At 71.3% G+C, this 26,563-nt stretch carries 19 protein-coding genes; 10 read left to right on the top strand and 9 right to left on the bottom strand.

All coding sequences use genetic code 11. From position 1 onward, the window contains the following. The first annotated feature begins 42 nt into the window (after positions 1–42). Complete coding sequence (locus SNOUR_RS20830; protein ID WP_067349419.1) at positions 43–636, top strand: DUF11 domain-containing protein; 594 nt, start codon at positions 43–45, stop codon at positions 634–636. Positions 637–789: 153 nt separating this feature from the next. After that, the gene (locus SNOUR_RS20825) at positions 790–1,863 is read left to right on the top strand and encodes a hypothetical protein (protein ID WP_312632989.1); all 1,074 of its coding nucleotides are present in this window, start codon (positions 790–792) and stop codon (positions 1,861–1,863) included. 68 nt (positions 1,864–1,931) lie between these two features. On the opposite strand, the gene SNOUR_RS20820 is transcribed toward SNOUR_RS20825, so the two are convergent. Continuing rightward, positions 1,932–2,873, bottom strand: coding sequence for an NADP-dependent oxidoreductase (locus SNOUR_RS20820; RefSeq protein WP_052286823.1), 942 nt, complete (start codon positions 2,871–2,873; stop codon positions 1,932–1,934). Between the two features lie 189 nt (positions 2,874–3,062). On the opposite strand from SNOUR_RS20820, the gene SNOUR_RS20815 reads away from it, so the two are divergent. Beyond that, positions 3,063–4,220: an ABC transporter ATP-binding protein gene (locus SNOUR_RS20815; RefSeq protein ID WP_067349417.1), complete on the top strand. Its 1,158-nt coding sequence runs from the start codon at positions 3,063–3,065 to the stop codon at positions 4,218–4,220. An 81-nt stretch (positions 4,221–4,301) separates the two neighbouring features. On the opposite strand, the gene SNOUR_RS20810 is transcribed toward SNOUR_RS20815, so the two are convergent. From SNOUR_RS20810 to SNOUR_RS20800, 3 genes are read right to left on the bottom strand one after another with little or no spacing between them, the layout of a single operon-like run. Beyond that, positions 4,302–5,300, bottom strand: coding sequence for an ABC transporter substrate-binding protein (locus SNOUR_RS20810; RefSeq protein WP_376738533.1), 999 nt, complete (start codon positions 5,298–5,300; stop codon positions 4,302–4,304). After that, the gene (locus tag SNOUR_RS20805) at positions 5,297–5,971 is read right to left on the bottom strand and encodes an ABC transporter permease (protein ID WP_067358566.1); all 675 of its coding nucleotides are present in this window, start codon (positions 5,969–5,971) and stop codon (positions 5,297–5,299) included. The genes SNOUR_RS20810 and SNOUR_RS20805 overlap by 4 nt, the downstream gene beginning before the upstream one ends. After that, the gene (locus tag SNOUR_RS20800; protein ID WP_067349415.1) at positions 5,968–6,699 is read right to left on the bottom strand and encodes an ABC transporter permease; all 732 of its coding nucleotides are present in this window, start codon (positions 6,697–6,699) and stop codon (positions 5,968–5,970) included. Before SNOUR_RS20800 ends, SNOUR_RS20805 begins: the two co-directional genes overlap by 4 nt. 309 nt (positions 6,700–7,008) lie before the next feature. Between SNOUR_RS20800 and SNOUR_RS20795 the strand changes: the two genes are divergently transcribed. Beyond that, the gene (locus tag SNOUR_RS20795; protein WP_067349412.1) at positions 7,009–7,824 is read left to right on the top strand and encodes a polysaccharide deacetylase family protein; all 816 of its coding nucleotides are present in this window, start codon (positions 7,009–7,011) and stop codon (positions 7,822–7,824) included. 173 nt (positions 7,825–7,997) lie between these two features. On the opposite strand, the gene SNOUR_RS20790 is transcribed toward SNOUR_RS20795, so the two are convergent. After that, positions 7,998–9,278 (bottom strand): alpha/beta hydrolase, encoded by a 1,281-nt coding sequence (locus SNOUR_RS20790; protein WP_067349409.1) that lies wholly within the window; start codon positions 9,276–9,278, stop codon positions 7,998–8,000. A 754-nt stretch (positions 9,279–10,032) separates the two neighbouring features. Between SNOUR_RS20790 and SNOUR_RS20785 the strand changes: the two genes are divergently transcribed. Together SNOUR_RS20785 and metG are read left to right on the top strand one after the other, a co-directional pair. Then, positions 10,033–11,688, top strand: coding sequence for a VWA domain-containing protein (locus SNOUR_RS20785; RefSeq protein ID WP_067349407.1), 1,656 nt, complete (start codon positions 10,033–10,035; stop codon positions 11,686–11,688). 281 nt (positions 11,689–11,969) lie between these two features. Further along, a complete protein-coding gene (metG, locus tag SNOUR_RS20780) occupies positions 11,970–13,685 on the top strand; it encodes a methionine--tRNA ligase (RefSeq protein WP_067349404.1) in 1,716 nt (571 codons plus the stop codon). A 155-nt stretch (positions 13,686–13,840) separates the two neighbouring features. Here metG and aspS read toward each other — a convergent pair whose 3' ends face one another. After that, a complete protein-coding gene (gene aspS, locus SNOUR_RS20775; RefSeq protein ID WP_067349402.1) occupies positions 13,841–15,628 on the bottom strand; it encodes an aspartate--tRNA ligase in 1,788 nt (595 codons plus the stop codon). 271 nt (positions 15,629–15,899) lie between these two features. Here aspS and SNOUR_RS20770 point away from each other — a divergent pair, with 271 nt between their 5' ends. Then, entirely contained in the window at positions 15,900–18,086 is a 2,187-nt protein-coding gene (locus SNOUR_RS20770; RefSeq protein ID WP_067349400.1) for an ATP-binding SpoIIE family protein phosphatase, read from the top strand. On the opposite strand, the gene SNOUR_RS20765 is transcribed toward SNOUR_RS20770, so the two are convergent. The 3 genes from SNOUR_RS20765 to SNOUR_RS20755 all read right to left on the bottom strand — a co-directional run bounded on the left by SNOUR_RS20765 (position 18,002) and on the right by SNOUR_RS20755 (position 20,923). Continuing rightward, entirely contained in the window at positions 18,002–19,162 is a 1,161-nt protein-coding gene (locus SNOUR_RS20765) for an AI-2E family transporter (protein WP_067349397.1), read from the bottom strand. The two genes, SNOUR_RS20770 and SNOUR_RS20765, sit on opposite strands and share 85 nt — an antisense overlap. A 160-nt stretch (positions 19,163–19,322) precedes the next feature. Then, entirely contained in the window at positions 19,323–20,276 is a 954-nt protein-coding gene (locus SNOUR_RS20760) for a pirin family protein (protein ID WP_067349395.1), read from the bottom strand. Positions 20,277–20,452: 176 nt separating this feature from the next. After that, the gene (locus SNOUR_RS20755) at positions 20,453–20,923 is read right to left on the bottom strand and encodes an SseB family protein (protein WP_016571781.1); all 471 of its coding nucleotides are present in this window, start codon (positions 20,921–20,923) and stop codon (positions 20,453–20,455) included. 189 nt (positions 20,924–21,112) lie between these two features. Between SNOUR_RS20755 and SNOUR_RS20750 the strand changes: the two genes are divergently transcribed. The 3 genes from SNOUR_RS20750 to SNOUR_RS20740 all read left to right on the top strand — a co-directional run bounded on the left by SNOUR_RS20750 (position 21,113) and on the right by SNOUR_RS20740 (position 26,534). After that, positions 21,113–22,939 carry an acyl-CoA dehydrogenase gene (locus SNOUR_RS20750; RefSeq protein WP_067349393.1) on the top strand — a complete coding sequence of 609 codons (1,827 nt, stop codon included), beginning with the start codon at positions 21,113–21,115 and terminating at the stop codon, positions 22,937–22,939. A gap of 303 nt (positions 22,940–23,242) precedes the next feature. Further along, complete coding sequence (locus tag SNOUR_RS20745; protein ID WP_039634868.1) at positions 23,243–24,538, top strand: M18 family aminopeptidase; 1,296 nt, start codon at positions 23,243–23,245, stop codon at positions 24,536–24,538. Position 24,539: 1 nt separating this feature from the next. After that, positions 24,540–26,534, top strand: a complete 1,995-nt coding sequence (locus SNOUR_RS20740) for an AfsR/SARP family transcriptional regulator (RefSeq protein ID WP_067349390.1) — start codon at positions 24,540–24,542, stop codon at positions 26,532–26,534. Positions 26,535–26,563: the final 29 nt, after the last annotated feature.

Raw genomic sequence — 26,563 nt, 5'->3', positions numbered from 1 at the left:
GCGAGCCGTCCGCATGCGGCGCCGCACTGCTCGGATAGCGGCATGAGGACCGCCGCTGCCTGCGCGGTGCTGTACGTCGCCGCGTTCCCCGCGCCGCCCGCCGCACCCGCCCCGCTGGACCCGCCAGCCGTCGCGGTGACGGTGACCGACGACGTCGACCATGCGGAGGCCGGGCAGCGGCTCGACTACCGCATCACCGTGCACAACCTCGGCGCCGACGAGATGCCCGGCGCCCGTGTCGAACAGGAGCTGCCGGCCACCACGGTCTCGGCCACCGCCACCGGCGGCACCGTCGAGGACGACGCCACCGGCGGGCGGAAAGCGGTCTGGCACACCGATCTGCCCGCGTACGGCATCGCGGTCTTCAGCTCCGGCGCGGTGCTCGGCGCCCGCCAGTCCCCGGACGCCAGCGCCGCGCCGGGCACCCGGCGGGCCGCCACCACGGTCTGCGTCTACGCCGCCCGGTCCGCCGCCCCTCTGGCCTGCTCCGGGGACCTGGACGACCTCCCCGAGTCGCGGCCCGAGGCGGAGCACGGGAACGGGGTGGGGTGGGCGATGGGGGCCCTGGCCTGCGCGCTGTTCGTCCCGGGGGTCGTCCGGGCGGTCCGGCGCGGGCGGACCCGGCGGTCCGGCTGAGCGGCGCGCCACGCCCGCCGCCGCGCCCCTCCCCCAGGTGGCCGCCCCTCCGCACGGATCACCCATTGGTACCGGCCCCGGTCGCGGCCGGGGCCGGTACCGACTTGCCTGGAGCGTGGCAGCAATCGCCGCTTTCAGGAGGGACCGCGACGCATGTCAGCGAGTGCGCCCGCACGCGCCGACGGCCGGGTGACGGCGGCGCGCTGCCCACCGGGACGGCCGCGCCGGGGCCGCTCGCTGGCCGGCGCGGCGCTGCTGCTGATCGGAACGCTGCTGCTGCCGCTGAGCCTGGCGGCCGTCTGGGCCCGCGCCGAACTCACCGACACCGACCGCTATGTGGCCACGGTCGCCCCGCTCGCCGGGAACCCCGCCGTCCAGGACGCGATCGTCGACGACGTCACCAACGGCGTGATGCCCCATGTCCGGCTCGACGGCCTGCTCAAGGTGGTGCCGCGCGCCGAACGCCCCGCGCTGCGCCGGAAGTTCACCCGCGGCATCCGCGAGTTCATCGACAAGCAGGTCCGCCAGGTCGTCACCGGCCGCTCCTTCCCGGAGGTCTGGACCGGGGTCCACCGCACCGCCCACCGGACCCTGGACGGCACGCTGACGGCCTCCGGCGACGCCCCCGTCACCCTCGACCTCTCGCCGGTCATCGAGCGCGTCCGGCACCAGCTGTCCGGCAACGGGCTGGGCATCGACATCGTCCGCCGCGTGCCGCACGCCGGCACCTCGATCGTGCTGCTGAAGTCCCCCGACGTGCCCCGGTTCCGGGCCGCTTTCCGGGCCGCGCGCATCGGAGCGCTCCTGCTGCCGCCGGCCGCCGGACTCTGTCTGCTGGCCGGCCTGCTGCTGATCCGACGCCGGCGGCGGGCGCTGATCTGCACGGCCATCGGCGGCGCGGTGGCCTGCGCCCTGTTGTCCGCGGCGCTGGCGCTGCTGCGCACCCGGCTGCTGGCCGCCCTGCCCGCCACGGTTTCCCGTCCCGCCGCCGACGCCTACACGGACGCCCTGACCGCCTCCCTGCGCTCCGGTGTCTGGACGGCGATCGGCGCCGCCGCGCTCACCGTGGCCCTCGCCCTCACGGGCCCGCTCGCCGCCCGCCTGCGCCGGTCCTCGGTGCCGGGCCGTCGGCCCGGGACGGTTCCGCGGTGGGTGGCGTCCCGTGGTTTGCGGGGCGTCCACCGGCGTGCCCAGCGTCGGTTCGGCGACGACGGACCGAACCGGTAGCCACTTCCCGGAGTACTCGGCGGGCCCGAACCGACAACGGCCCGCCCGGGTGGCGGGGCGGAACGTTCTCAGATCGCCAGGACGGTCTTCCCCTGCGCCCGCCCGGTCCGGCTGGCCGCCAGGGCCTCGGGCGCCCCCTCCAACGGGACTTCCAGGCCCACGAGGACCGTGAGACGGCCCGCGTCGAGGTGCCCCGCGAGGATCTCCAGGAGCTGCGGGGAGGGGCGGTTGACGAAGTTGAAGCCGCGCAGATTGTGCTCGGTGAGCACATCGGCATCGGCGGAGCCGATCAAGGAGACCGCCACCCCGCCGTCCCGCACGGTCCGGGTCAGTTCGACGAACCCCGCCGCGTCGCTGGTCATGTCGATCAGCACGTCCACCCCGTCCGGATGTGCCGCCAGGACCTGGTCGGCGACCGGCCCCGCGGTGTGATCGACGGTCTCCGCCGCGCCCAGCGTGCGCATCAGCTCCGCCTTGGACGGGCGGGCGGTGGCGATCACCTCGGCACCGCGGCCGGCCGCGAGCTGCGTGGCGAAGGTGCCGACCCCGCCGGTCGCGCCGACGATCAACACCCGCCGGCCCTCGCCGATCCGGGTCTCCTCGACCAGGTTGTACGCGGTCATCCCGGCCGTCGGCACGGCCGCGGAGGTCGCATAGGTGACGCTGCGGGCGGCCAGGGCGATGGCGCCCTCCTCTGCCACGGCGAATTCGGCGTACGAGCCGCCGCCCCGATCCGGTCGCTGGAACTGGCCGAACACCGGATCCCCCACGGTGAACCGCCGTACGCCACTGCCCACCGCGACCACCTCCCCCGCCCCGTCCGTCCCCAGGACCAGGGGGAAGGCGGCCTGGACGGCGTCCCCGAACGCGCCGTCGGCGAGCTTCCAGTCGACGGGGTTGAGGCCGGCGGCGGCCAGCCGCACCAGGACCTCGCCGGACCCCGGTTCCGGCTGCGGCAGCTCCATGAGCTGCGGGTCCGCACCGAAGGCGTTGACTGCTACGGCTCTCATCTGGCGTTCCCTTCCACCCTTTCGAGGAGGCGGCCGGAGTGGATCGTAAGCACGCCGGTCGGGCCGGGCGCAGCAGGACGGGAGGCGGTGCCCCGGAAGCAACTCGTACGGCCCCCGTCGCCGTTCCGTTTCCCCACTCGATTGCCCGCATGACGGGACCGGGACCGGGCCGCGGGATTCAATGGCGCAATGATCCGGTTCGAGTCGGTCACCAAGAGCTACCCGGACGGGACCCTCGCCGTCGACGACCTTTCCTTCGAGGTCGGTGAGGGCGAGTTGGTCACCTTGGTCGGCCCGTCCGGCTGTGGCAAGACGACGACCATGATGATGGTGAACCGGCTCATCGACCCCACCAGCGGCCGGATCTTCGTCGACGGCGAGGACGTCTCCGGTGTCGATCCGGTCCGACTCCGTCGCCGGATCGGCTATGTCATCCAGCAGACCGGCCTCTTCCCGCACCGCACCGTCCTCGACAACACGGCGACGGTGCCGTTCCTGACCGGATGGAAGAAGGCCAAGGCGCGGGAGCGGGCCGCCGAACTCCTGGAGCTGGTCGGGCTGGACCCGGGCGTCCACGGCTCGCGCTACCCCGACCAGCTGTCCGGTGGGCAGCGCCAGCGGGTCGGGGTGGCCCGCGCGCTGGCGGCCGATCCCCCGGTACTGCTGATGGACGAGCCGTTCGGCGCCGTCGATCCGGTCGTCCGGGACCGTCTCCAGAAGGAGTTTCTGCGGCTCCAGGGCACGATGCACAAGACCGTCCTGCTGGTCACCCACGACATCGAGGAGGCCATCCGGCTCGGCGACCGGATCGCGGTCTACGGCGCCGGGCGGATCGAGCAGTTCGACACCCCGGCACGGGTGCTCGGCGCCCCCGCCACCCCGTACGTCGCCGAATTCGTCGGCGCCGACCGGGCGTTGAAGCAGCTCTCGGTCACCCTCATCGACCGCGACGACCTGGAGCGCCCGCCGTTCGCCCGGCTCGCCGAGCCGGCCGCGGACGCGGTGTCCCGGCTGCGGGGCGAGGGCGCGCGCTGGGCGGTGGTGCTCGACGCCGACGGGGCACTGCACGGCTGGGTGGGCACGGAGAGCCTGGCGGGCGCAGGGGGAACCGTGGCGGACCACGCCCGCCGGATGGAGGCGTGGATCCCGGCGACCGGGACTCTCAAGGCGGCGTTCAGCGAGATGCTCAAGCACGACGCCGGCTGGATCGCGGTCCTGGACGGCCGGCGGTTCCTGGGCGTGCTGACCCCGAACACACTGCACGAGGCGCTGCGCCGCACCATCGCCCCGGAGGAGCGGGGAGTCTCGCGGGGGCGGCCCGAGGTGGACTCGGTCCCGACGGAATGAGGCGGTGCGGGACGGATGCGGTGTTTCACGTGAAACGGCATCGGGGGAGCGGTGTTTCACGTGAAACACCGCCCGGCGCCGTCAGCTCTTGCTCAACAGCCCCTTCGACACGAGGTAGTTGTGGGCCACGTCGGCGGCGAGCCGGCGCCAGCTGTCGACCTGTTCGTTGAGCCGGGCCAGGTCCTCGGTGGTCAGCACGCGGTTGAGCCGGTTCAGCGCGGCGGTCGGGCGGCCGCTGCCGGCCCTGGAGCGGTTGACGACGGGCACGACATAGTCGGCGTTCTGGAGCTTGCGGTCGTCGGCGAGGACGACGAGACCGAACTGGTCGAGGGTGGCGTCCGTGCTGGTGGTCAGCACCATCTGGTCCTGGCCGTTCTGGACGGCCTGTTTCGCGGGCGTGGTGCCGACTCCCTTGGGGTCCACGGCGGTGATGTTGATGCCGTACGTCTTCCGCAGCCCCGGTGCGCAGAACGGCCGCTGGACGCACTCGTCACCCGCCGCCAGCCGCACCGGCAGCTTGGCGCGACCCAGGTCGCTGAGGGTGCGGAGGCGGTGCTCGGCGGCGTAGGAGGCACGCACCGCGAAGGCGTTCTGGTCGACGGCCCGGCCGGGCGGGAGCACCGTCAGACCGCGCGGGGCGGCGAGCCGGCGCAGTGCGGTCATGGTGGCGTCGAGGTCGGGGGAGGCGACCGGGGCGGCCTGGGCTCCGTGCTCCTTGGCGTTGAGCCAGTCCGCGAAGGTGGCGGCGTATTCGGGGACGACGTCGATCTGGCCGGCCTCCAGCGCGGGTTCGTAGAGCTCGCGGTTGCCGACGGTGAGCACATGGGTGCGATAGCCGGCCTGGCGGAGCAGCGCCGCGTACATCTGGGCGAGCAGCTCGCTCTCGGTGAAGCCGGCCGAGCCGACGGCGAGTTCGCGACTGTCCCCGGGCGCGGCGGTGATCGCGCCGCGATGCTCCAGCGAGGGCCCGCCGGCGCAGGAGACCAGGCCGGTGAGCGCGGCCAGGGCGGTCAACGCGCGCAGTGCGCCGCGCACGAAGCGGAGCGGGGCCGGGGCCGGGGCCGCGCGGGGCGTCCTCACCGCTGCCGCCCGCGCACCCGTGCCGGCGCCAACCGCTGCACCAGCTCGAACAGGGCCTCCATCAGCAGCGCGAACACCGCGACCACCACCGCACCGGCCACCACCTGCGGGGTACTGGCCAGGTTGAAGCCGGCGGTGATGATGCGGCCGAGACCGCCGCCACCCACCAGCGCGGCCAGCGTGGCGGTGGCCACCAGCTGCACGGCGGCGATCCGCACCCCGGTGAGCACCAGCGGCAGGGCGAGCGGAGCCTCCACCCGCCACACCAGCTGCACCCCGGTCATCCCCATGCCCCGCGCGGCCCGGACCACGTCCTGGTCCACCTCGCGCATCCCGACATAGGCGTTGGTCAGCAGTGGCGGCACGGCGAACAGCACCAGCGCGATGATCGTCGGCCACTCTTCGTGCCGCCCGATCGGGGTCAGCAGGAGCAGGACCAGGACCGCGAAGGTCGGCACCGCGCGGCCGACGTTGGCCAGGTTGACCGCGAGCGCGCCACCGCGGCCCAGGTGCCCCAGCGTCAGCGCGATCGGCAGGGCGATGAGGGCGCTGAGCACCAGACAGGCGAAGGTCAGGGCGGCGTGCTGGGCGAGCCGGTGCCAGACGCCGTTCTCGCCGGACCAGTTGGCGGCGGTGGTCAGCCAGGCCCAGACCGCGGCGGGGGTGCTCATGCCCGCCGTCCGGAGGCGGTGGGCAGCCTCCTCCCGCGCGCCGGTCGCGGGCTCCGACCCGCCCGGCGCCACGGTGTGAGCAGCCGCTCCACGCCGAGCAGCAGCAGGTCGAAGACGACCGCGATCAGCACACAGAGCACGGACGCGGTCAGCACCTGCGCCTTGAAGTAGGCGTTCATGCCCGCGTAGATGAGGTTGCCCAGCCCGCCGTACCCGACGATCGCGCCGACGGTGGTCAGGGCGACCGCGGAGACCGTGGCGATGCGCAGTCCGGCCATCGCGGCGGGCACCGCCAGCGGCAGTTCCACGGCCAGCAGTTGCCGCATCGGCCCGTAGCCCATGCCGCGGGCGGCCTCCTTGGTTCCGGCCGGGACGCCGTCCAGCCCCGCCAGGATGTTCCGGACCAGCAGGGTGAGGGAGTAGAGGGCGAGGCCGACCACGACGAGGGTGGCGGAGAGCCCGTAGACCGGCAGCAACAGCGAGAACATCGCCAGCGAGGGGATCGTGTAGATCACGGTGGTGATGCCGAGCACCGGACCGACCGTCCAGCGCCGGCGTCGGGCCAGCAGCGCCAGCGGGAGCGCGATCACCAGCCCGAGCCCCACCGAGACCACGGTCAACTGCACATGCTGGCCGACCGCGTCGAGCAGGATCTGGCGGCGGGTGCTCAGGTAGTCGCCGCAGATCCAGTCGTTGCGGGCCAGGCAGTCGTCCGGCGGGGCGGTCACAGCAGCAGTCCACCGCGGACGCGGCGGGGTGTCGCGCGGGGCGCACCCGATCGGGCTGTCGCACGCGGCGCGGCACACCCCACCCCACCTATACACGGGGTGTGTACCTCATATGTATAGTCCTTGGAGTCCGTGCGGCAGACGTTCGGCGCGCCGGGCCGATGGCCCGTCCGCGTCCGCTTCGCCGTGCCCGGACCCCGGGTCGCCGACGTCCCGGGGACCACCCGTGAGCGAAAGGGCTTCGAGGAAGAACGCCGAGCACGCCACAGCAGCCAGCACCCCAGCGAACGACTCCAGGAAAGACATCGCATGCCGAAGCAGATATCCGCGGCCCGCCGCTCGTCCATGGTCGGGCTGCTGACGGCCGCCTCCCTGGCCCTGGCCCTCAGCGGCTGCGCCAGCTACGACGTCACCGCACCGGCCGACGCGCGGGCCGACGCCCCGGCGGCCGACGTGAAGGCCAAGGACGCCAAGGACGCCAAGGACTCCAAGGGTGGGGACGCCGGCGGCGACGTCGACTGCCGCAAGGCCAAGTGCGTGGCGCTGACCTTCGACGCGGGCCCGAGCGAGAACACCAACCGGCTGCTGGACATCCTCAAGGAGAACAAGGCCCACGCCACGTTCTTCATGCTCGGCAAGAACCACATCGCCGAGCGCCCCGCCGAGGTGAAGCGGATCGACGCCGAGGGCCATGAGCTGGCCAACCACACCTGGTCCCACCAGATCCTCACGGAGATCAAGCCGGACGAGGCCAAGCGCGAGCTGTCCCGGGTCCAGGACGAGGTCCGCAAGATCACCGGCAAGACGCCGACGCTGATGCGCCCGCCGCAGGGCCGGACCGACGGCACGGTCTCCGAGATCAGCAAGGAACTCGGTCTGGCGCAGGTCCTGTGGAGCGTGACCGCCAAGGACTACGAGACCACCGACTCGGCGCTGATCACCAAGCGGGTGCTCGACCAGACCAAGCGCGACGGCATCATCCTGCTCCACGACATCTACAAGGGCACCGTGCCGGCCGTCCCCGGCATCCTCAAGGAGCTCAAGAAGCGCGGCTACACGGTCGTCACCGTGTCCCAGCTGCTCTCCCCGGCGAAGCCTGAACCGGGGATGGCCTACCGGCCGTGAGCCGGGCCCGCCGCGGCGGGCCGGGTCCCGTTGGGGCGGGACCCCACGGCGCGGGCGGTGAGCGGCCGGGGACAGAACGGCGTCCTCACACGGGGGCCGGCCGCACGACGAAGGGGGCGCCGGAACGGTCCGGCGCCCCCTTGCGCATGCTGCCGCCCCGGGCGGCACTCGCCTCACCTCTGAGGGCGTTCGGCCTCCACCCGCTTGTGGGACGGGTCGTCGGCGGGCGCCTGCCCCTTGGCCACACCCTTCGTCTGCCCGGGCGCCGGCTTCTGCGGCGGGTTCGGCTCGGTGTCCTGCGGGAAGGTCAGCTGCTGGCTCTGCCACTCCAGGGCCGGTACGACCTCCCGCCGCCAGGTCCCGAACTGGTGGCTGCCGTGGGGCAGGATGATCGAGTCGACCCGCATCGGCGGCTTCACCGCGTGGATGAACTTCATGGTGTCGCCGTAGTCCGACTCGCCCTGGCGGCTGCTGGCCACCAGCACCGAGACCTGCGGCGAGGGCAAGTTCTGCAGCCGCCACAGCAGATCGTGCTCGCGCTGGTGCTGGGCGCCCGTCGGGCCGGGACCGAAGAGGCTCCCGGTGGTGAGGTCGTCCTTGATCGCGTAGTCGCCGGAGAGCGAGACCGCCGAGGTGTACGCCTTCGGGTTGCGCATCGCCAGCTGGAGCGAGCAGGTACCACCGGACGAGTACCCGAACGCGCCCCAGGCGCTCGGGTCATGGCCCACCCGGTAGGCCGACTTCATGGCATCCGGCAGATCCTTGGTGAAGAACGTCTCGGCCTGCGGACCGCCCGGCACGTCCACGCACTCGGTGTCGCGCGGCGGCGCGATCGTCGGCCGCACCATGACGATCACGGTCGGCTGCATCTTGCCCTGCGCGATCAACTGGCCCGCGTTCTGCGGAATCTGGAGATGCTGCGCGAGGTTCATGATCCCGCCCGGGTAGCCGCTGATGACGACCATGACGGGGAAGCGCTGCCGGTGGAACTGCTGCTGGAAGTACTGCGGCGGCAGATACACGAAGCCCGGGTTGATGGCCCGGGTGCGGCGGCCGATGATCCGTACGGACTCGACCTTGCCCACCTTGCTGGCGGGTCCCTGCGGCAGTCCGGTCACCCGGTCGAGCCCCTGGGGGCCGGCGGGCTGGATCAGCCCGCCCTTGATATTGCCGACCGTGGCGTACTGCCCGTCGCCCTGGCTCACCGAGGCCGGGGCCTGCTCGTTGTTGCCCAGCAACTCGTCCCAGTTGCCGTAGAACTCGAAATTCGCGTTCACCGCGAGGGCGAGCGCGGACACGATCGACAGCTGGGTGACCGCGATGGCCCCCAGCCTCCCCAACACGTGGCGCCACCCGTTCCGCGACAGCCGGGGCCAGAGCCACACCGTCGCGGCAACACAGACCACCGCCAGCACGATCACCGTGATTTCGAGCGACTGACTGGTCAGCCCCATGCGCCCACATCTCCCGTCACCCTCGAAAGGGTTCTTGCCTTCTCACCGGCCGCCCCCCGAGGCACAACGGGCGGCTCAGGACAATGGTCACCGGAGAAGACGGGCGCATCCGGGAATCGGATACCTGCACGACTCACTTCTTACCGAGCTCTTGCCTGTTCGTTTCCCCCACGTGATGTGCGTGGGCGGGGCCGGGAGGTCCATCACAACCGACGGAACCACGTGCATGTTTCACGTGAAACGACATACCGGTGAACACCTGGCGACAAGACACCCTCTTCAGCGCCGAGATCACCGCGGACCGAACCGTCTCCCGCACCCCGTCCCGAACTGACCCGAACCCCAAGCCAGTTGTCTCGTCGCGCTTCGGGCCGCAGCAGCACCCCGCGTCGACATCCCCGACAATTTCGCTATCCGTCACATTGGGCACGCCATACGCCACTTCCGCACCATGCGGGGGATCAAGACCCGCCCTGCAAACGGTCACGTCGTCTCTTTTTAATGATCAATCGGAGCTTTTCCGCAAAGGATGCGTGCACAATATCCCTCGCCCTGCGTGCGTTTTCCGGACCGGCGACGCGCTGGCCGAAACCGCATCCCCGCCCAACACCCCCGTATGGCCCACCATGCGAGGCGCGGGTTCCCACGATCAAGCCGGTGCAGGCCGCTACCCTTACGTATCCGTCCTGGTCAGGGACATGTCCGTGCTTCACGGACATTCGCCGCACCCACCACACGCAAGAGAGGTCAGCCGATGGGCATTCGGAGTCTGCTGCGCAACGCCTTTGGTCGCTCCAAGGCGACCCGCGACGGATCCGGCGCGGCCCGGGACAGCACCGACAAGCCGGAATCGGCAACCATCCCGGAGGCCCGCGAGGAATCCACCCCGGCTCCGGCCGCCGCGACTCCCGAGGTCGAGGTCCCGGCTGCCCGCACGGCGCCCGCCGAGCCAGCGCCCGCGCCGGCGCCGGTCACCGCCTCACTGCCCGCCCAGAGCCGACCGGTTGAGCGCACACCGGAGCCCGCGGCGAAGGAAGAGGCCCCCGTGCGGGACGAGCCGGCGCCCGCCCCCGAGGCCACGAAGCCGACGACCGAGGCACCCCAGCCCCAGGCCGCCGGCAAGGAGACCGACGAGGGCACGGAGGCGGTCGCGGACCAGGGCACGGGGACGCCCGAGGCCCCGCGCGAGGAAGCGGCCACCGCCAAGGAGCTCGTGGAAGAGCCCGCGGCGAAGGACGAGCGCGGGTCGGGGTCCGACGCCGTCGCCGACGACGCTCCGGCCACCACCGCTCCGGCCGCCGCCGACAGCGCCGCCGACCTGGTCAGCCGGGCGTTCGACACCCCGGCGACCGCCGCCGCACCCACCGCGAGGGAGGAGGCGACCGAGCCGGCGCCGGACGCACAGCCGCCGCAGGCGAAGGAAAAGGAAGAAGCCCCAGCGGCGGACCGGCCCTCCGACACGGAGGACGCACCGGCCCAGGCCCCGGTGGAGCAGGCCCACGAAGAGACCGAGACGGCCGAGGCAGAAGCGACGCCCGAGGTCGCCGACGCTCCGGCGCCGGCAGCCACCGAAACCGCCGACGAGCCGACCCCCGAGCCGGCCCCGGCCGCCGAGGTCACAGCGCCCGTCGAGGTCACGGAGTCCGCCGAGGTCACCGCGCCCGCTGAGACCGCGAAGCAGGCCCCCGCCACCGACGCACCCCACCCGGTCGCGGCGGTCGCCCCCGCCCTCCTCCCGCTCTACGACGCGGCACGGGCCACGCTGGAGAAGCACCAGCTCACCCAGCAGCGCGCCACGGTCTACCTGGTTCTCGACCGCTCCGGCTCGATGCGCAACTACTACAAGGACGGCACCGTCCAGCACCTCGCCGAGCAGGCCCTCAGCCTCTCCGCGCACTTCGACGACAAGGCCACCGTCCCGGTCGTCTTCTTCTCCACCGACGTGGACGGCACCGCCGACCTGGACCTCACCACCTACGAGGGCCGGATCGAGGAGCTGCACTCCGGCCTCGGCCATATGGGCCGGACGAACTACCACTGGGCCATCGAGGCCGTCGTCGAGCACTACAAGAAGTCGGGTTCCGCCCACCCCGCGTTCGTCATCTTCCAGACCGACGGCGCACCGACGTCCAAGCCCGCGGCCGAGCGGGCCCTGTGCGAGGCGGCCGGGCTCCCCATCTTCTGGCAGTTCATCGGGTTCGGTGACCCGGAGGCCAAGGGCTTCGACTTCCTCCGCAAGCTCGACGACCTGACCGTCCCGGAGAAGCGCGTCGTCGACAACGCCGGCTTCTTCCACGCCGGCCGCGACCCCCGCGGCCTCTCCCACGACGAGCTCTACCAGCAGCTGATGGTCGAGTTCCCCGAGTGGCTGACCGAGGCCCGCACCGCCAAGGTCCTCAAGGACAGCTGACCCACGGCATCTCCCGCCTCTCAGGCCGCGGCCGGACCCGATCGGGTCCGGCCGCGGCTGTTTCACGTGAAACAGGGCAGAAGGGCGCAGGCCGTGTGCGTGATGATGGACGGAGAGGGACACGGGGCCCGTTTCCCGGGGAACGAGCGGGCGAGTCACCGCTCGCGGCCCCCTTCCGGGCCCGAAAATGCTCGAGCGGGGACCCCTACCCCGTCCAGTACGATATTGACGTTGCGTAAAGCAATTCATCACTCACCGTAGCGACTTGGGAGCAGCCGGCAATGGCTCGACACCTCATCACCAGCGCCCTTCCGTACATCAACGGGATCAAGCACCTGGGCAACATGGTGGGGTCCATGCTCCCGGCCGATGTCTACTCCCGGTACCTGCGGCAGCGCGGTCACGACGTCCTCTACATCTGCGCGACCGACGAGCACGGCACGCCCGCCGAGCTGGCGGCGAAGGACGCGGGGCAGTCCGTCGCCGAGTTCTGCACCGAGCAGCACCACAAGCAGAAGGCGATCTACGACGGCTTCGGGTTGGAGTTCGACCACTTCGGCCGGAGCTCCTCGCAGGAGAACGTCGAGCTGACCCAGCACTTCGCGCGCAAGCTGCACGAGAACGGCTTCATCGAAGAGCGGGCCATCCGCCAGGTCTACTCGAACGCCGACGGCCGCTTCCTGCCCGACCGCTACATCGTCGGCACCTGCCCGCACTGCGGCTACGACAAGGCGCGCGGCGACCAGTGCGAGAACTGCACCCGCGTCCTGGACCCGACGGACCTGATCGACGCCCGCTCGGCGATCAGCGGCAGCGGTGACCTGGAGGTGCGCGAGACCAAGCACCTCTTCCTGCTCCAGTCGAAGCTCCAGCACGAGGTCGAGGGCTGGCTGGCCGGCAACGGCAGCAAGGAATGGCCGACCCTGGCGTCGTCCATCGCCCACAAGTGGCTGACCGAGGGCCTCCAGGACCGGGCGATCACCCGCGACCTGGACTGGGGCGTGCCGGTGCCGGCCGACGTGTGGCCGGAGCTGGCCGCCGAGGGCAAGGTCTTCTACGTCTGGTTCGACGCCCCGATCGAGTACATCGGCTCGACGAAGGAGTGGGCGGACCAGGCGCCGGAGGAGCGCGACTGGAAGTCGTGGTGGTACGAGGCCGACGACGTCCGCTACACGGAGTTCATGGCCAAGGACAACGTGCCGTTCCACAGCGTGATGTTCCCGGCGACGCAGCTGGGCACCCGCGAGCCGTGGAAGCGGGTCGACTTCCTCAAGGCGTTCAACTGGCTCAACTACTACGGCGGGAAGTTCTCCACGTCGCAGAAGCGCGGCATCTTCACCGATGCGGCGCTGGAGCTGCTGCCGGCCGACTACTGGCGCTACTTCCTGATGGCGCACGCCCCGGAGTCCGACGACACGTCCTTCACCTGGGAGCTGTTCTCGTCCTCGGTCAACAAGGACCTGGCCGACACCCTCGGCAACTTCGTCAACCGGGTGCTGTCGTTCTCGCGGAAGCGGTTCGGCGACGAGGTGCCGGCGGGTGCCGAGGCCGGGGCCGCCGAGCAGAAGCTGGGCGAGGAGATCGCCGGGCTGCTCGCCGAGTACGAGGGCCACATGGAGGCGCTCCAGTTCCGCAAGGCGTCGGCCGCGCTGCGCGCCCTGTGGAGCGCGGGCAACTCCTACCTGGAGGAAAAGGCCCCGTGGCTGGAGATCAAGACGGACAAGGACGCGGCGGCGCTGACGCTGCGGACCGCCATGAACCTGATCCACCTCTACTCGGTGGTCTCCGAGCCGTTCATCCCGGCGTCGGCGAAGGCCATGCGGGGCGCGTTCGCGCTGGAGGGCGACACGGCCGCGTGGGTGTCGCAGGACGAGGCCAAGGCGCTGGCGTTCGTGCCCGCCGGGACGCCGTTCACGGTGCCGCCGGTGCTCTTCGCGAAGATCACCGAGGATGACCTGGAGACCTACCGGGAGCGGTTCGGCGGCGACGAGGGCTGACGCCCGACGCGCGGAGCTGACAACGCAGAAGGGACGCCCCTGGACCGTTCGGTCCGGGGGCGTCCCTCGTAGGGGACCCGCGGCGGCGGTCTTCCCCCGGGGAATGCGCAGGGGCCCGGGACCACCACCGCGGTCCCGGGCCCCTGTCCGCCGTCCTACTTGGTCGGCTTGTACGGCGTCGGCTTCGCCGGGCCGGTGCGGATGCTCAGGTGCAGCTCCTTGAGGCGGGCCTCGTCGACCTCGGACGGGGCGCCCATCAGGAGGTCCTGCGCGTTGCCGTTGAGCGGGAAGGCGATGGTCTCGCGGATGTTGGGCTCGTCGGCGAGCAGCATGACGATCCGGTCGACGCCGGGGGCGATGCCACCGTGCGGCGGGGCGCCGAACTTGAAGGCGCGGAGCATGCCGCCGAACTCGGCCTCCACGGTCTCCTTGTCGTAACCGGCGATCGCGAACGCCTTGTACATGACGTCCGGCTCGTGGTTCCGGATCGCGCCGGAGGACAGCTCGGTGCCGTTGCAGACGATGTCGTACTGCCAGGCGAGGATGTCCAGCGGGTCCTTGGTCTCCAGCGCCTCCAGGCCGCCCTGCGGCATGGAGAACGGGTTGTGGGAGAACTCGATCTTGCCGGTGTCGGCGTCGCGCTCGAACATCGGGAAGTCGACGATCCAGCAGAAGCGGAACTCGTTCTCCACGAAGTGCCCGGCGCGCTTGGCGGCCTCGACGCGCACCGCACCCATGATCTTGGAGACCTCGTCGAAGTCACCGGCGCCGAAGAAGACGGCGTGACCGGGCTTCAGGTCGAGGGCCGTGACCAGCGCCTTGACATCGTCGTCGGTGAGGAACTTGGCGATCGGGCCGGCGAGCGCGTTGTCCTCGCCGACCCGGACCCACGCCAGGCCCTTGGCGCCCTGCGCGACGGCGAAGTCGCCCAGCTGGTCGAAGAACTTCCGCGGCTGGTCGGCGGTGTCCGGCACGGCCAGGGCGCGGACGTGCTTGCCGGCGAACGCCTTGAAGCCGGAGTTCGCGAAGACGTCGGAGACGTCCACCAGCTCCAGCTCGGCGCGCAGGTCCGGCTTGTCGGAGCCGTACTTGAGCATCGCCTCGCGGAACGGGATGCGCGGGAAGGGCGAGGTGACCGTGCGGCCGTTGCCGAACTCGGTGAAGAGCTCGGTCATCAGCTGCTCGATCGGCTGGAAGACGTCCTCCTGCTCGACGAAGCTCATCTCGACGTCGAGCTGGTAGAACTCGCCCGGCGAGCGGTCCGCGCGGGCGTCCTCGTCGCGGAAGCAGGGCGCGATCTGGAAGTAGCGGTCGAAGCCGGCGATCATCAGCAGCTGCTTGAACTGCTGCGGTGCCTGCGGCAGCGCGTAGAACCTGCCGGCGTGCAGACGGGAGGGGACCAGGAAGTCGCGGGCGCCCTCGGGGGAGGTCGCGGACAGGATCGGGGTCGCCATCTCGTTGAAGCCGAGGGCCACCATCTTGTGCCGGATCGCGGAGATCACGGCCGTGCGCAGCATGATGTTGCGGTGCATGCGCTCGCGGCGCAGGTCGAGGAAGCGGTATTCGAGGCGCTTCTCCTCGTTGACACCGTCCTCGGCGTTGATCGTGAACGGGATCTGCTCGGCGGCGCCGAGCACCTCGACCTCGCCGACCTCGATCTCGATCTCGCCGGTCGGCAGGTCGGGGTTGACGTTCTCGGTGCCACGGGCGCTGACCTTGCCGTCGATGCGGACGACGGTCTCCTTGGTCAGCGAGCCGAGAACCTCGTTGGCCGGGGTGCCGGGGCGGGCGACGAGCTGCACGAGACCGTAGTGGTCGCGCAGATCGATGAAGAGGATGCCGCCCAGGTCACGTCGATTGTGCAGCCAGCCGCTGAGACGGACGTCGGTGTCGACGTCCGCGGCTCGGAGCTCGCCGCAGTTATGGGACCGGTACCGATGCATCGCTCATCCAAGTCGTCGCGAGTCGAGGTGGGGAGCTGACGGGCGGGAAGGGGAGATAGCAGGCTCGCGTGCCCGATCGATCGCCTTGTGGATCACCCGAAAGACCACCCCAGGAGTGGCATAACCGCTCCAGGTTACCGCCCGGCTCCGGCGAGCTGGTTGACATATACCCATCAGAGTCCCCCCGTCGTGAAACCGGGCCTCCGGGCTGCGACGATGGTCACGTCCGGCTCGCTGGTCGGGCCTCGCCAAATCCCCCTAAAGTGATGCAATGCGCACCAAGGACCTCCTGGCCGCCATCGCGACCGGCCTGTGGCGCTGGGACAACGCATCCGGCCGAGTGACCCTCGACGCGGAAGCGGCCCGGCTGCTGGGGCTTCCCGCCGAGCCGGCCGAACTCACCGAGGCCGCCGTGCGCTCCCGTTTTCATCCCGTCGACTTCGCCGAGATCAACGGCGTCGTCCAGCTCGCGGTCTCCGAGGGGACGGTCGCCGAGGCGCGGCTGCGCATCGTGGACGAGCGCGGGCGGGTGCTGCGCATCGTCCGCTCCCGCTCCCGGCCCCGGATCGTCGACGGCGACTTCGAACTGGTCGGCACCCTCCAGGAGGTGCCCGAGCCGCAGCCCGGCACCTCCGCGGCACGGGCCCCGGTCACCGGCGACTGGCACCGCTCGCGCGAGGCGTTCCTGCTGGACGCGGGCCGAGCGCTGGCCGAGGCGCGGTCCACGGCCGAGGTACTGCGGGTCGCGGCCGGACTCTCCATGCCCGGATTCATGCCGGACGGCCTGGCGGTCTTCGGCATCCAGGGCGACCGACTCTCGGTGATCGGCCACCACGGGCACCTCCCCGGCGACGAGCTGCCCTTCTCCGAGATGATGCTGGAGACCGACCACCCCGCCGCCGAGGTGGTGCGCACCGGCCGGGCCATCTACCTGCCCACCCCGGAGGACTACCAGCGCCGCTACCCCGCCACCTGGCCCCTGGCCGCCGCTCTCGACCGCACGTCCTGGGCGTATCTGCCGCTGGTGAACGCGGGCCGGACGATCGGCGCCTGGATGGCCGGGTTCGCCCAGCCGGTCGGCTTCACCCCGGACGAGCGCTCGGTGCTGACCACCGTCGCCCGGATGCTGGCCCAGGCACTGGCCAGGGCCGGTGTGCAGGAGTCGCAGCACGAGCTGGCGGTGGGGCTGCAGCGGAGCATGATGCCGACGGTGCAGCCGGACATCCCCGGGATGACGGTCGCGGCCCGCTATGTGCCGACCGGCGGCGGACTGGAGGTCGGCGGCGACTGGTACGACATGATCCCGCTGCCGTCCGGGCGGATCGCGCTGGTCATCGGGGACGTCCAGGGCCATGACGTACGGGCCGCGGGCCTGATGGGGCAGCTGCGGATCGCGCTGCGCGCCTATGCCTCCGAGGGGCATCACCCCGACGCGGTGCTCTCCCGCGCCTCCCGCTTCCTCGCCGGGATCAACGAGACCGAGTTCCGCGGCCACGGCGAGGACCAGCGCTTCGCGACCTGCCTGTACATAGAGGTCGACCCGGCCACCGGATTGCTCGACGTGGCGCGGGCCGGCCACCCGGACCCGGCGATCCGGATGGCCGACGGCGCGGTGATGATCCGGCCCACCTCGGGCGGGCTGCCGCTGGGCATCGACCCGGACGGCGACTACCCCACCACCCGGATCGTGCTGGAGCCCGGCGAGACCATGCTGGTCTGCACCGACGGACTGATCGAGACCGGCGGCCACGACCTGGAGACCGGCTGGGGACGGCTGCGCGACGTCTTCGAGACGCACGGGACCGGGACCGACGAGGGCGGTGCGGAGAGCCTGGAGCAGCTGGCCGACGCCCTGGTCCAGGCGGTGCACGGCCCGTCGTCGCACCACACCACCGGTCCGCTGGTGGACCGTCGCGAGGACGACATCGCCCTGCTGCTGCTCTCCCGCGAGGGTGCCAGCTGCGGCGTGGGCGCCGGGGACCGGCTCGCGCAGCGGCCCGGGCGGCGCACCGTGTTCTCCGTCGCGCAGGCGGAGCCGGAGCGGATCGCCGCGGCGCGCCGCCAGATGCGCGATGTGCTGCACGACTGGCGCGACCCGGACCAGGTGGATTCCGCGGCCCTGCTGGTCTCCGAGATCGTCACCAATGTGCTGATGCACACCGACGGGGACGCGCTGCTGGTCGCCGAGGTCTCCGGCGAGCGCGGTACCCGGCGCCTCCGGGTCGAGGTCGCCGACGGCAGCGACGAACTGCCGCACCGCCGCCGGCCCGGTGAGCTGGCGTCCTCGGGGCGCGGCCTGGTGCTGCTGGAACTGCTGGCCGGGGCGTGGGGAGTGGACCCGCGCGGGGACGGCAAGTCGACGTGGTTCGAGCTCTACGAGGACGCCGGGGCGGCGGGGGAGTCGCCCGGCGCGGTGTCGCCCGGCGACGAGGAGTCCGTCCCCGAGCCCGCCGCGTAGTGCTTGCGCAGTTCGTGCAGGACGCCGGAGATCGCCGCGGTGAGCGGGACGGACAGCAGCATGCCGAGGATCCCGGCGACGCTCGCGCCCGCGGTGATCGCCAGCATGACCACCGCCGGATGCATCTGGACCGTACGGCTCTGGATCATGGGCTGGAGGACGTGGCCCTCCAGCACCTGGACGGCGAGGACCACGCCGAGCGCCCAGAGCGCGATCACGACGCCCCGGTCCGCGAAGGCCACCAGGATCGCCACGGCGCCGGAGATGAACGCGCCGAGGTAGGGGATGTAGGCGCCGACGAAGACCAGCGCGCCCAGGCCGAGCGCACCCGGAACGTCCAGGATCAGCAGGCCGACGGTGATGCAGACGGCGTCGATCAGCGCGATGAAGGTGGTGCCGCGCATGAAGCCCTCGATGGACTGGAAGCCGCGGCGGGCCATCCGTTCCAGCTGAGGGCCCGAGTTGCCCGGCGACCAGTCATGCAGCGCACCGACCGCCTTGTCCGAGTCGCGCAGGAAGAAGAACGTCAGCAGCAGGGCCAGCACCGCGGCGGCGATGAACTGACCCACGATGCTCACGCCGGCCAGCAGCCCGGAGGCGGCGGTGCTGCCGAACCTGCCGACCAGCGTCTTGGCGTTGGTGGCGAGATCGCTGAGTGAATTCCCGGCCACGCCGAAGTGTTTGGTGAGATCCGCCGACGCGTCCTTGAGCGAGGCGAGGATCTGGTCCCCGGTGTCGACCAGCGCGCTGACCACGACGTATCCGGCGCCACCGACCACAACCATCAGAAGGGCGCAGGTCAGCCCGGCCGCCAACGAACGGTTGAGGCGCATCGCCACCAGTCGCCGGTACACCGGACCGAGCAGCGCACTGCCGAGCAGGGCCAGCAGCACGGGGGTGACCGCGGCACTCAACTCGACGCAGAGCCAGACGCCGACGGCGACCACCGCCGCGACCAGCAGTCCGGCCGCGCACCACGCCGCGGCGCGGCGGGCCTCGATCGGGAGCAGGGGCGCAGAGTGCGGCGGCCGGCCGGGCTCGGCGCCGCTCCGGTCTTGATCCGAGTCGTTTCGCACCCGGACAGTCCACCACGGCAGAGCGGCCGGTGAGGCGTATTGGGCGCCTCCCTCACGGGCCGGTATGCGGCCGACATCACGGCGTTTCACGTGAAACACGTGTGTGGGGGCGGTGTTTCACGTGAAACACCGCCCCCGCGATCCCGCCATCAGCGGCCGCTCATAGCGCGTCAGCGGGAATCGTGCCCAGCCGGCCGGCCTGGAAGTCCTCGAAGGCCTGGGCCAGTTCGGCGTGGGTGTTCATGACGAACGGTCCGTAGTGCATCATCGGCTCGCGGATCGGCAGTCCGCCCAGCAGCACCACCTCGAAGTTCGGGCTGCGCGACTCCTGGCTCTCGTCGGCCCGGATCGTGAGCGCGTCGCCCTCTCCGAAGACGACCGCCTGGCCCATGTGGAACGGACGGCCCTCCGCACCGGCGGTGCCACGTCCGGCCAGGGCATAGGCGAGGCCGTTGAAGTCCGCACGCCAGGGCAGCGTGACCTCGGCACCCGGGCTCACCGTCACATGGACCATCGTTATGGGGGTGTGCGTGACGCCCGGTCCCTGGTGACCGTCGATGTCACCGGCGATCAGCCGCAGCAGCGCACCGCCGTCGGCGGAGGTCAGCAGCTTGACCCGGCCGCCGCCGATGTCCTGGTAGCGCGGCGCCATCATCTTGTCGCTCTTGGGGAGGTTCACCCACAGCTGGAGGCCGTGGAAGAGGCCGCCCGACATCACCAGCGACTCCGGCGGCGCCTCGATGTGCAGCAGGCCGGAGCCCGCCGTCATCCACTGGGTGTCGCCGTCGTTGATGACCCCTCCGCCACCGTGCGAGTCACGGTGCACGAACGTGCCGTCGAGCAGGTACGTCACGGTCTCGAAGCCGCGGTGCGGGTGCCAGGGCGTGCCCTTGGGCTCTCCAGGCGCGTACTCCACCTCGCCCATCTGGTCCATCATGATGAACGGGTCGAGGTGCCGGTAGGCGATCCCGGCAAAGGCGCGGCGCACCGGGAAGCCCTCGCCCTCGAAACCACTCGGGGCGGTGTTGACGGTGAGCACGGGCCGGGTGCGTGCCCCGGCGGGCGCGGCCACCCTCGGCAGGGTCAGCGGATTCTCTATGGTCACGGCGGGCATGACGGCCTCCTCGGTCGTTCGCGCTTCAAACAAGTTAGTTGAAAGCTGAACAACTGGCAAGGCGTGCGCCATTCCCGATTCGGCCCCATGAAGGTTTCCGCAGGTCAGCGGAGAGAAGAAAGGGTGGGGGCAGGCCGCCCCGAGAGCATCGTCGGCGGCCCGCCCGGCAATGCCGGCTAGCCGTACATCCGGCGCATGGCGAAGTCGACCATCTGCTCCACGGCCTTCGCGTCGAAGACCATCCGGTGGTCGCCCTCCATGTCGAGGACGAATCCGTAGCCGGTCGGCAGCAGGTCGAGCACCTCGGCGCCGGTGATCACGAAGTACTTGGACTCCTTGCCCGCGTACCGGCGCAGCTCCTTGAGCGAGGTGAACATCGGGATCACCGGCTGCTGGGTGTTGTGCAGCGCCAGGAAACCGGGGTTGTCACCGCGCGGGCAGTAGACCTTGGACGTCGAGAAGATGCCCTGGAAGTCCTCGGCCGACATCGAGCCGGTCGTGAAGGCCCGCACCGCGTCGGCGAGGGAGGGCGGGGACGGCTCGGGATACAGCGGCTGCTCGCCGTAGCCCCCGGGGGCCGGTTGCTGCGGCGGGGGCGGCGCTCCGTACTGCTGCCCGGCACCCGCGTTCTGGTCGTAGCCGTACATGCGCCACAGCGTACTGATTCGGGGTGGCGCGGGGGACGCTCGTCACAGATCGGCCGTTAGGGGTTGCTTCTTATTACCGATGGGTAGCATCATCGTAGCTACTTGCTGGTATTGCGTATCGAGGTCCCTTCCTCGCGTCGAGGTCTTCCTCGTACAGAGGTCCTCCCGAACCCTTACGGAGCCGTACCCATGGGGCACTACAAGTCGAATCTCCGCGACATCGAGTTCAACCTCTTCGAGGTGTTCGGCCGTGACAGCGTGTACGGCACCGGACCGTTCGCGGAGATGGACGTCGACACCGCCAAGAGCGTGCTGTCCGAGATCGCCCGGCTCGCGGAGAACGAGCTGGCCGATTCGTACGCCGACGCCGACCGGAACCCCCCGGTCTTCGACCCGGACACCAACACCGCGCCGGTGCCGGACACCTTCAAGAAGAGCTACCAGGCGTACATGGACGCCGAGTGGTGGCGCCTGGGCGTCCCGGAGGAGATCGGCGGCACCACGACGCCGCGTTCCCTGCTGTGGGCCTTCGCCGAGTCGATCCTGGGCTCGAACCCCGCCGTGTGGATGTACGCCTCCGGCCCGGCCTTCGCGGGCGTGCTCTTCGAGGAGGGCACCGAGCAGCAGAAGCACATCGCCAAGATCGCCACGGAGAAGGGCTGGGGCTCCACCATGGTGCTGACCGAGCCCGACGCCGGCTCGGACGTCGGCGCCGGCCGCACCAAGGCGGTCAAGCAGGAGGACGGCTCCTGGCACATCGAGGGTGTGAAGCGCTTCATCACCTCCGGTGAGCACGACATGGCGGACAACATCCTCCACTACGTCCTCGCCCGTCCCGAGGGTCACGGCCCCGGCACCAAGGGCCTCTCCCTCTTCCTCGTGCCGAAGTACGAGTTCGACTTCGAGACCGGCGAGCTGGGCGAGCGCAACGGCGTCTACGCCACCAACGTCGAGCACAAGATGGGCCTGAAGGCGTCCAACACCTGCGAGATGACCTTCGGCGACCGCCACCCCGCCAAGGGCTGGCTGATCGGCGAGAAGCACGACGGCATCCGCCAGATGTTCCGGATCATCGAGTTCGCCCGGATGATGGTCGGCACCAAGGCGATAGCGACCCTCTCCACCGGCTACCTCAACGCCCTGGAGTACGCCAAGGAGCGCGTGCAGGGCGCAGACCTGGCGGCGTTCACCGACAAGTCCGCCCCGCGCGTCACGATCACCCACCACCCGGACGTGCGCCGCTCGCTGATGACGCAGAAGGCGTACGCCGAGGGCATGCGCGCCCTGGTGCTGTACACCGCCACCGTTCAGGACGAGATCCTGATCAAGGAGGCCGCCGGCGAGGACGCGTCCGCCGCGCACGCGCTGAACGACCTGCTGCTGCCGATCGTCAAGGGCTACGGCTCGGAGCGGTCCTACGAGCAGCTGGCCCAGTCGCTGCAGACCTTCGGTGGCTCCGGCTACCTCCAGGAGTACCCGATCGAGCAGTACATCCGGGACTCCAAGATCGACACCCTCTACGAGGGCACCACCGCCATCCAGGGGCAGGACTTCTTCTTCCGGAAGATCGTCCGCAACCAGGGCGCCGCCCTGACCCAGCTGGCGGAAACGATCAAGAAGTTCCTGGCCGACGCCGAGGGCGGCGCCGAGCTGGAGCAGGCCCGCGGCGAGCTGGCCAAGGCCGCCGAGGCCCTGGAGGGCATCGTCGGCGCCATGCTGACCGACCTCGCCGCCACGGAGAAGGACGTCAAGTCCATCTACAAGGTCGGCCTGAACACCACCCGCCTGCTGATGGCCTCCGGTGACGTCGTCGTCGGCTACCTGCTCCTCAAGGGCGCCGCGGTGGCCGCCGAGAAGCTGGCCGGTGCGTCGTCGAAGGACAAGCCGTTCTACGAGGGCAAGATCGCTGCCGCGAAGTTCTTCGCGCACAACGTCCTGCCCGGCGTGGCGCTCCAGCGCACGCTGGCCGACTCCGTCGACCAGTCCCTGATGGAGCTCGACGAGGCCGCGTTCTGAGCCGCTGTTGAGTCCTGACGGTCCGGGAGCTGTTCCCGGACCGTCACGGGGTTCTCACAAACCTCTCAGAATCACTGCCGACACTGATGGTGCCCGCCTCTTCTTCCCCCGGGGAGGCGGGCATCGTCATGCCGGGACGGATGGTGCGGACGAGCCCACCGGTGCCCGTGCGGCCGAGTGGGACCGGAATCGGGCGCTCCAACGGCGTATCCGCTCTGGAATGGGAAAATCGTGGCCGGAAGGCAACGGAGTCGCGGCCTAGGGGCACGCGGTAGAGCGGAGTTGGCTCCTTATGCTGAATCCATGACCAACTCCGCCCGCTTCGACCGCGGCCACACCGACGACCTGATGTCCTTCCTCGCCGCCAGCCCCTCGCCGTACCACGCGGTGGCGAACGCGGCGGAACGGCTGGAGAAGGCCGGCTTCCGGCAGGTGGCGGAGACCGACGCATGGGACGGCCGGAGCGGCGGCAAGTACGTGCTGCGCGGCGGCGCGATCATCGCCTGGTACGTCCCCGAGGGCGCAAGCGCCGCGACCCCGTTCCGCATCGTCGGGGCGCACACCGACTCCCCCAACCTCCGCGTCAAGCCGATCCCGGACACCGGCGCCCGCGGTTGGCGGCAGATCGCCGTCGAGATCTACGGCGGGACGCTGCTCAACACCTGGCTCGACCGCGATCTGGGGCTCAGCGGCCGGGTGACCCTGAGCGACGGCAGCAACCGGCTCGTCAACGTGGACCGGCCGCTGCTGCGGGTGCCGCAGTTGGCCGTACACCTGGACCGATCGGTGAACACCGAGGGCCTCAAGCTCGACAAGCAGCGCCATATGACGCCGATCTGGGGACTGGGCGAGGTCGCCGAGGGCGATCTGATCGCGTTCGTGGCGGACGAGATCGGGGTCCCGGCCGGTGACATCAAGGGCTGGGACCTGATGGTGCACAGCGTGGAACCACCCGCCTACCTCGGGCGCGACCGCGAACTGGTCGCCGGGCCGCGGATGGACAACCTGCTGTCCGTGCACGCCGGTACGGCGGCGCTCGCCGCGGCGGCAACCGACGGCGGCCGACTGTCCGGCATCCCGGTCCTGGCCGCCTTCGACCACGAGGAGAACGGCAGCCAGTCGGACACCGGCGCGGACGGCCCGCTGCTCGGCACGGTGCTGGAGCGCTCGGTCTTCGCCCGCGGCGGCGGGTACGAGGACCGGGCCCGGGCCTTCGCCGGCACCGTCTGCCTGTCGTCGGACACCGGGCACGCCGTACACCCCAACTACGGCGACCGGCACGAACCGGGGCACCACCCGATGCCCAACGGCGGACCGATCCTCAAGGTGAACGTCAACCAGCGGTACGCGACCGACGGCAGCGGGCGGGCGGTGTTCGCCGCGGCCTGCGAGCGGGCCGGTGTGCCCTGGCAGTCCTTCGTGTCGCACAACTCGATGCCGTGCGGCACCACGATCGGCCCGATCACCGCCGCCCGGCACGGCATCCAGACCGTCGACATCGGTGTCGCGATCCTGTCGATGCACTCGGCCCGCGAACTGTGCGGCGCCCAGGACCCGTACCTGCTGGCGAACGCCCTTACGGCATTCCTGGAGAGCTGAGTTGGAATTCTCGCTGCTCGGCCCGATCTCCGTGACAAGCGGCTCCGAGGAGCTGTCGCTCGGGCCCGCCAAACGGCGCAGTGTGCTGGCACTGCTGCTTCTGCAGCCCAACACCACCGTCCCACTGGAGCAGTTGATCGACTCCCTGTGGGAGGACGAACCACCCGAGCACGCCCGTACGGTCGTGCAGGGGCATGTCTCACGGCTGCGCGCCACGCTGGCCGCGGGCGGAGCCGAGGCGTACGGCATCGAGCTGGCCACGCACGGCTCGGCCTATCTGCTGCGGCTGCCGGAGGAGCTGATCGACGCTCACCGCTTCGGTGAGCTGGTCGCGTTGGCCCGACCGGAGGCCGCGCCGGCCGATGCCGTGCCGCTGCTGCGCGAGGCGCTGGGGCTGTGGCGCGGGCCGGCACTGACCGGCACGGTCACCAGCCCGCCCTTCGCCGCCGCCGCGCACGCCCTGGAGGAGCGCAGGCTGTCCGCCGTCGAGGCCCTGGCCCGGGCGTACGGCGTGCTCGGCGAGCAGGAACAGGCCGCGGCCCTGCTGTACTCCGCGGCCGTCAACCACCCGTTGCGGGAAGGGCTGATCGCCGCGCTGATGCGGGCGCTGTTCCGGACCGGGCGGCAGTCCGACGCACTGGAGTGGTACCACCGCACCCGGCGGCTGCTCAGCGAGGAGCTGGGGGTCGATCCGGGTGAGCGGCTGCGCGCGGCGTACGAGGAGATCCTGCGGGCGGAGGCCACGGACAGGGGGCGGAAGGCCGCTGAGCCGGCGCGCGGGGGCAAGGACGCGTCGGCCGAGGGGCGCGCGTTTCACGTGAAACCTGATGGCGCCGCACCGTCGCCCGAAGGCGGGAGCACCGGCGCGGCCGGCGGGACGGCCACGCCGGCGGGGACGGAGAACGGTCGGGACAGGGCCGGTGCGGCGCCCCGGCTGCTTCCCCGGCCGCCCGCGCGCTTCCTGGGCCGGGAGTACCAACTCCAGGCCCTGACCGAAGCGTTGGCGGACCGTACGACCGGGGAGAGCCCGCTGGCCGTGGTCGCGGGCCCGGCCGGCGTCGGCAAGACCGCCTGTGCCGTGCAGTGGGCGCATCTGCATGCCGGGGCCTTCCCCGACGGGCAGCTCTTCGCCGATCTGCGCGGCTTCGGCGAGGGCGACGAGGCCGCGCCGGCCGAGATCCTGCGCGACTTCCTCCTGGCGCTCGGCACCCGTCCGGAGCGGGTGCCCGGCTCCGCACAGGCCGCCTCGGCGCTGTTCCGCTCGCTGGTGGCCGAACGCCGGCTGCTGGTCGTCCTGGACAACGCGCGGAGTTCGGCGCAGGTCCGACCGCTGCTGCCCGGCGGTCCGCACTGCGCCACGGTCGTCACCAGCCGCAGCCGGCTCGACGGGCTGGTCGCCACGGACTGCGCCTGGCCGGTGGGCCTCCAGGCCCTCGGCCACGAGGAGGGCGCAGCGCTGCTCGGCGCCATGCTCGGGTCGGTGCGGGTCGCGGAGGACCCGGCCGCGGCCCGGGAGTTGGTGGATCTGTGCGACGGGCTGCCGCTGGCGCTGCGGGCCGCGGCGGCGCAGCTGACCGCCCGGCCGCGCTGGCGGCTGGCCAGGCTGGCCTCGGCGCTGCGCGACGAGCGGCGGCGGCTGGCACTGTTGTCGGCGGAGGACACCGGGATCGCGGCGGCGCTGCGGATGTCCGTCGCCCGGCTGTCCGCGGACGACGCGCGGCTGCTCCGGGCGCTGGCGAACAGCCCCGACGGACATCTCAACGCATCCGCTGCGGCGGCGCTCGCCGGGTCCGACCAGGAGCGCACCCAGGACGGCCTGGAGCGGCTCGCGGAGATGCACCTGGTGGACGAAGAGGCCACCGACGTCTACACGATCAGCACCCTGACCCAGCTGTTCGCCCGGGACGAGGGCGGGGACGGCGAGCGGGGGCGGGAGAGCGGCGACGGAACGGAGCCCGGGGGGCAGGGCGGACGCCCTGGTGACACGCCCCGCTGAGCGGCGCGGGGCGGACGTTAGGCAGGCGT

Origin of the sequence: Streptomyces noursei ATCC 11455 (assembly GCF_001704275.1) — a bacterium.
GTDB classification, from domain to species: Bacteria; Actinomycetota; Actinomycetes; order Streptomycetales; family Streptomycetaceae; genus Streptomyces; species Streptomyces noursei.
Note: the sequence above shows the minus strand (reverse complement) of the source record. Positions and strands in the feature narration are given on the sequence as shown.

Coding starts and splice junctions, on each gene's coding strand:
- SNOUR_RS20830 (WP_067349419.1), top strand. CDS start 43: ATGAGGACCGCCGCTGCCTGCGCGGTGCTGTACGTCGCCGCGTTCCCC.
- SNOUR_RS20825 (WP_312632989.1), top strand. CDS start 790: ATGTCAGCGAGTGCGCCCGCACGCGCCGACGGCCGGGTGACGGCGGCG.
- SNOUR_RS20820 (WP_052286823.1), bottom strand. CDS start 2,873: ATGAGAGCCGTAGCAGTCAACGCCTTCGGTGCGGACCCGCAGCTCATG.
- SNOUR_RS20815 (WP_067349417.1), top strand. CDS start 3,063: ATGATCCGGTTCGAGTCGGTCACCAAGAGCTACCCGGACGGGACCCTC.
- SNOUR_RS20805 (WP_067358566.1), bottom strand. CDS start 5,971: ATGAGCACCCCCGCCGCGGTCTGGGCCTGGCTGACCACCGCCGCCAAC.
- SNOUR_RS20795 (WP_067349412.1), top strand. CDS start 7,009: ATGCCGAAGCAGATATCCGCGGCCCGCCGCTCGTCCATGGTCGGGCTG.
- SNOUR_RS20790 (WP_067349409.1), bottom strand. CDS start 9,278: ATGGGGCTGACCAGTCAGTCGCTCGAAATCACGGTGATCGTGCTGGCG.
- SNOUR_RS20785 (WP_067349407.1), top strand. CDS start 10,033: ATGGGCATTCGGAGTCTGCTGCGCAACGCCTTTGGTCGCTCCAAGGCG.
- metG (WP_067349404.1), top strand. CDS start 11,970: ATGGCTCGACACCTCATCACCAGCGCCCTTCCGTACATCAACGGGATC.
- aspS (WP_067349402.1), bottom strand. CDS start 15,628: ATGCATCGGTACCGGTCCCATAACTGCGGCGAGCTCCGAGCCGCGGAC.
- SNOUR_RS20770 (WP_067349400.1), top strand. CDS start 15,900: ATGCGCACCAAGGACCTCCTGGCCGCCATCGCGACCGGCCTGTGGCGC.
- SNOUR_RS20760 (WP_067349395.1), bottom strand. CDS start 20,276: ATGCCCGCCGTGACCATAGAGAATCCGCTGACCCTGCCGAGGGTGGCC.
- SNOUR_RS20755 (WP_016571781.1), bottom strand. CDS start 20,923: ATGTACGGCTACGACCAGAACGCGGGTGCCGGGCAGCAGTACGGAGCG.
- SNOUR_RS20750 (WP_067349393.1), top strand. CDS start 21,113: ATGGGGCACTACAAGTCGAATCTCCGCGACATCGAGTTCAACCTCTTC.
- SNOUR_RS20745 (WP_039634868.1), top strand. CDS start 23,243: ATGACCAACTCCGCCCGCTTCGACCGCGGCCACACCGACGACCTGATG.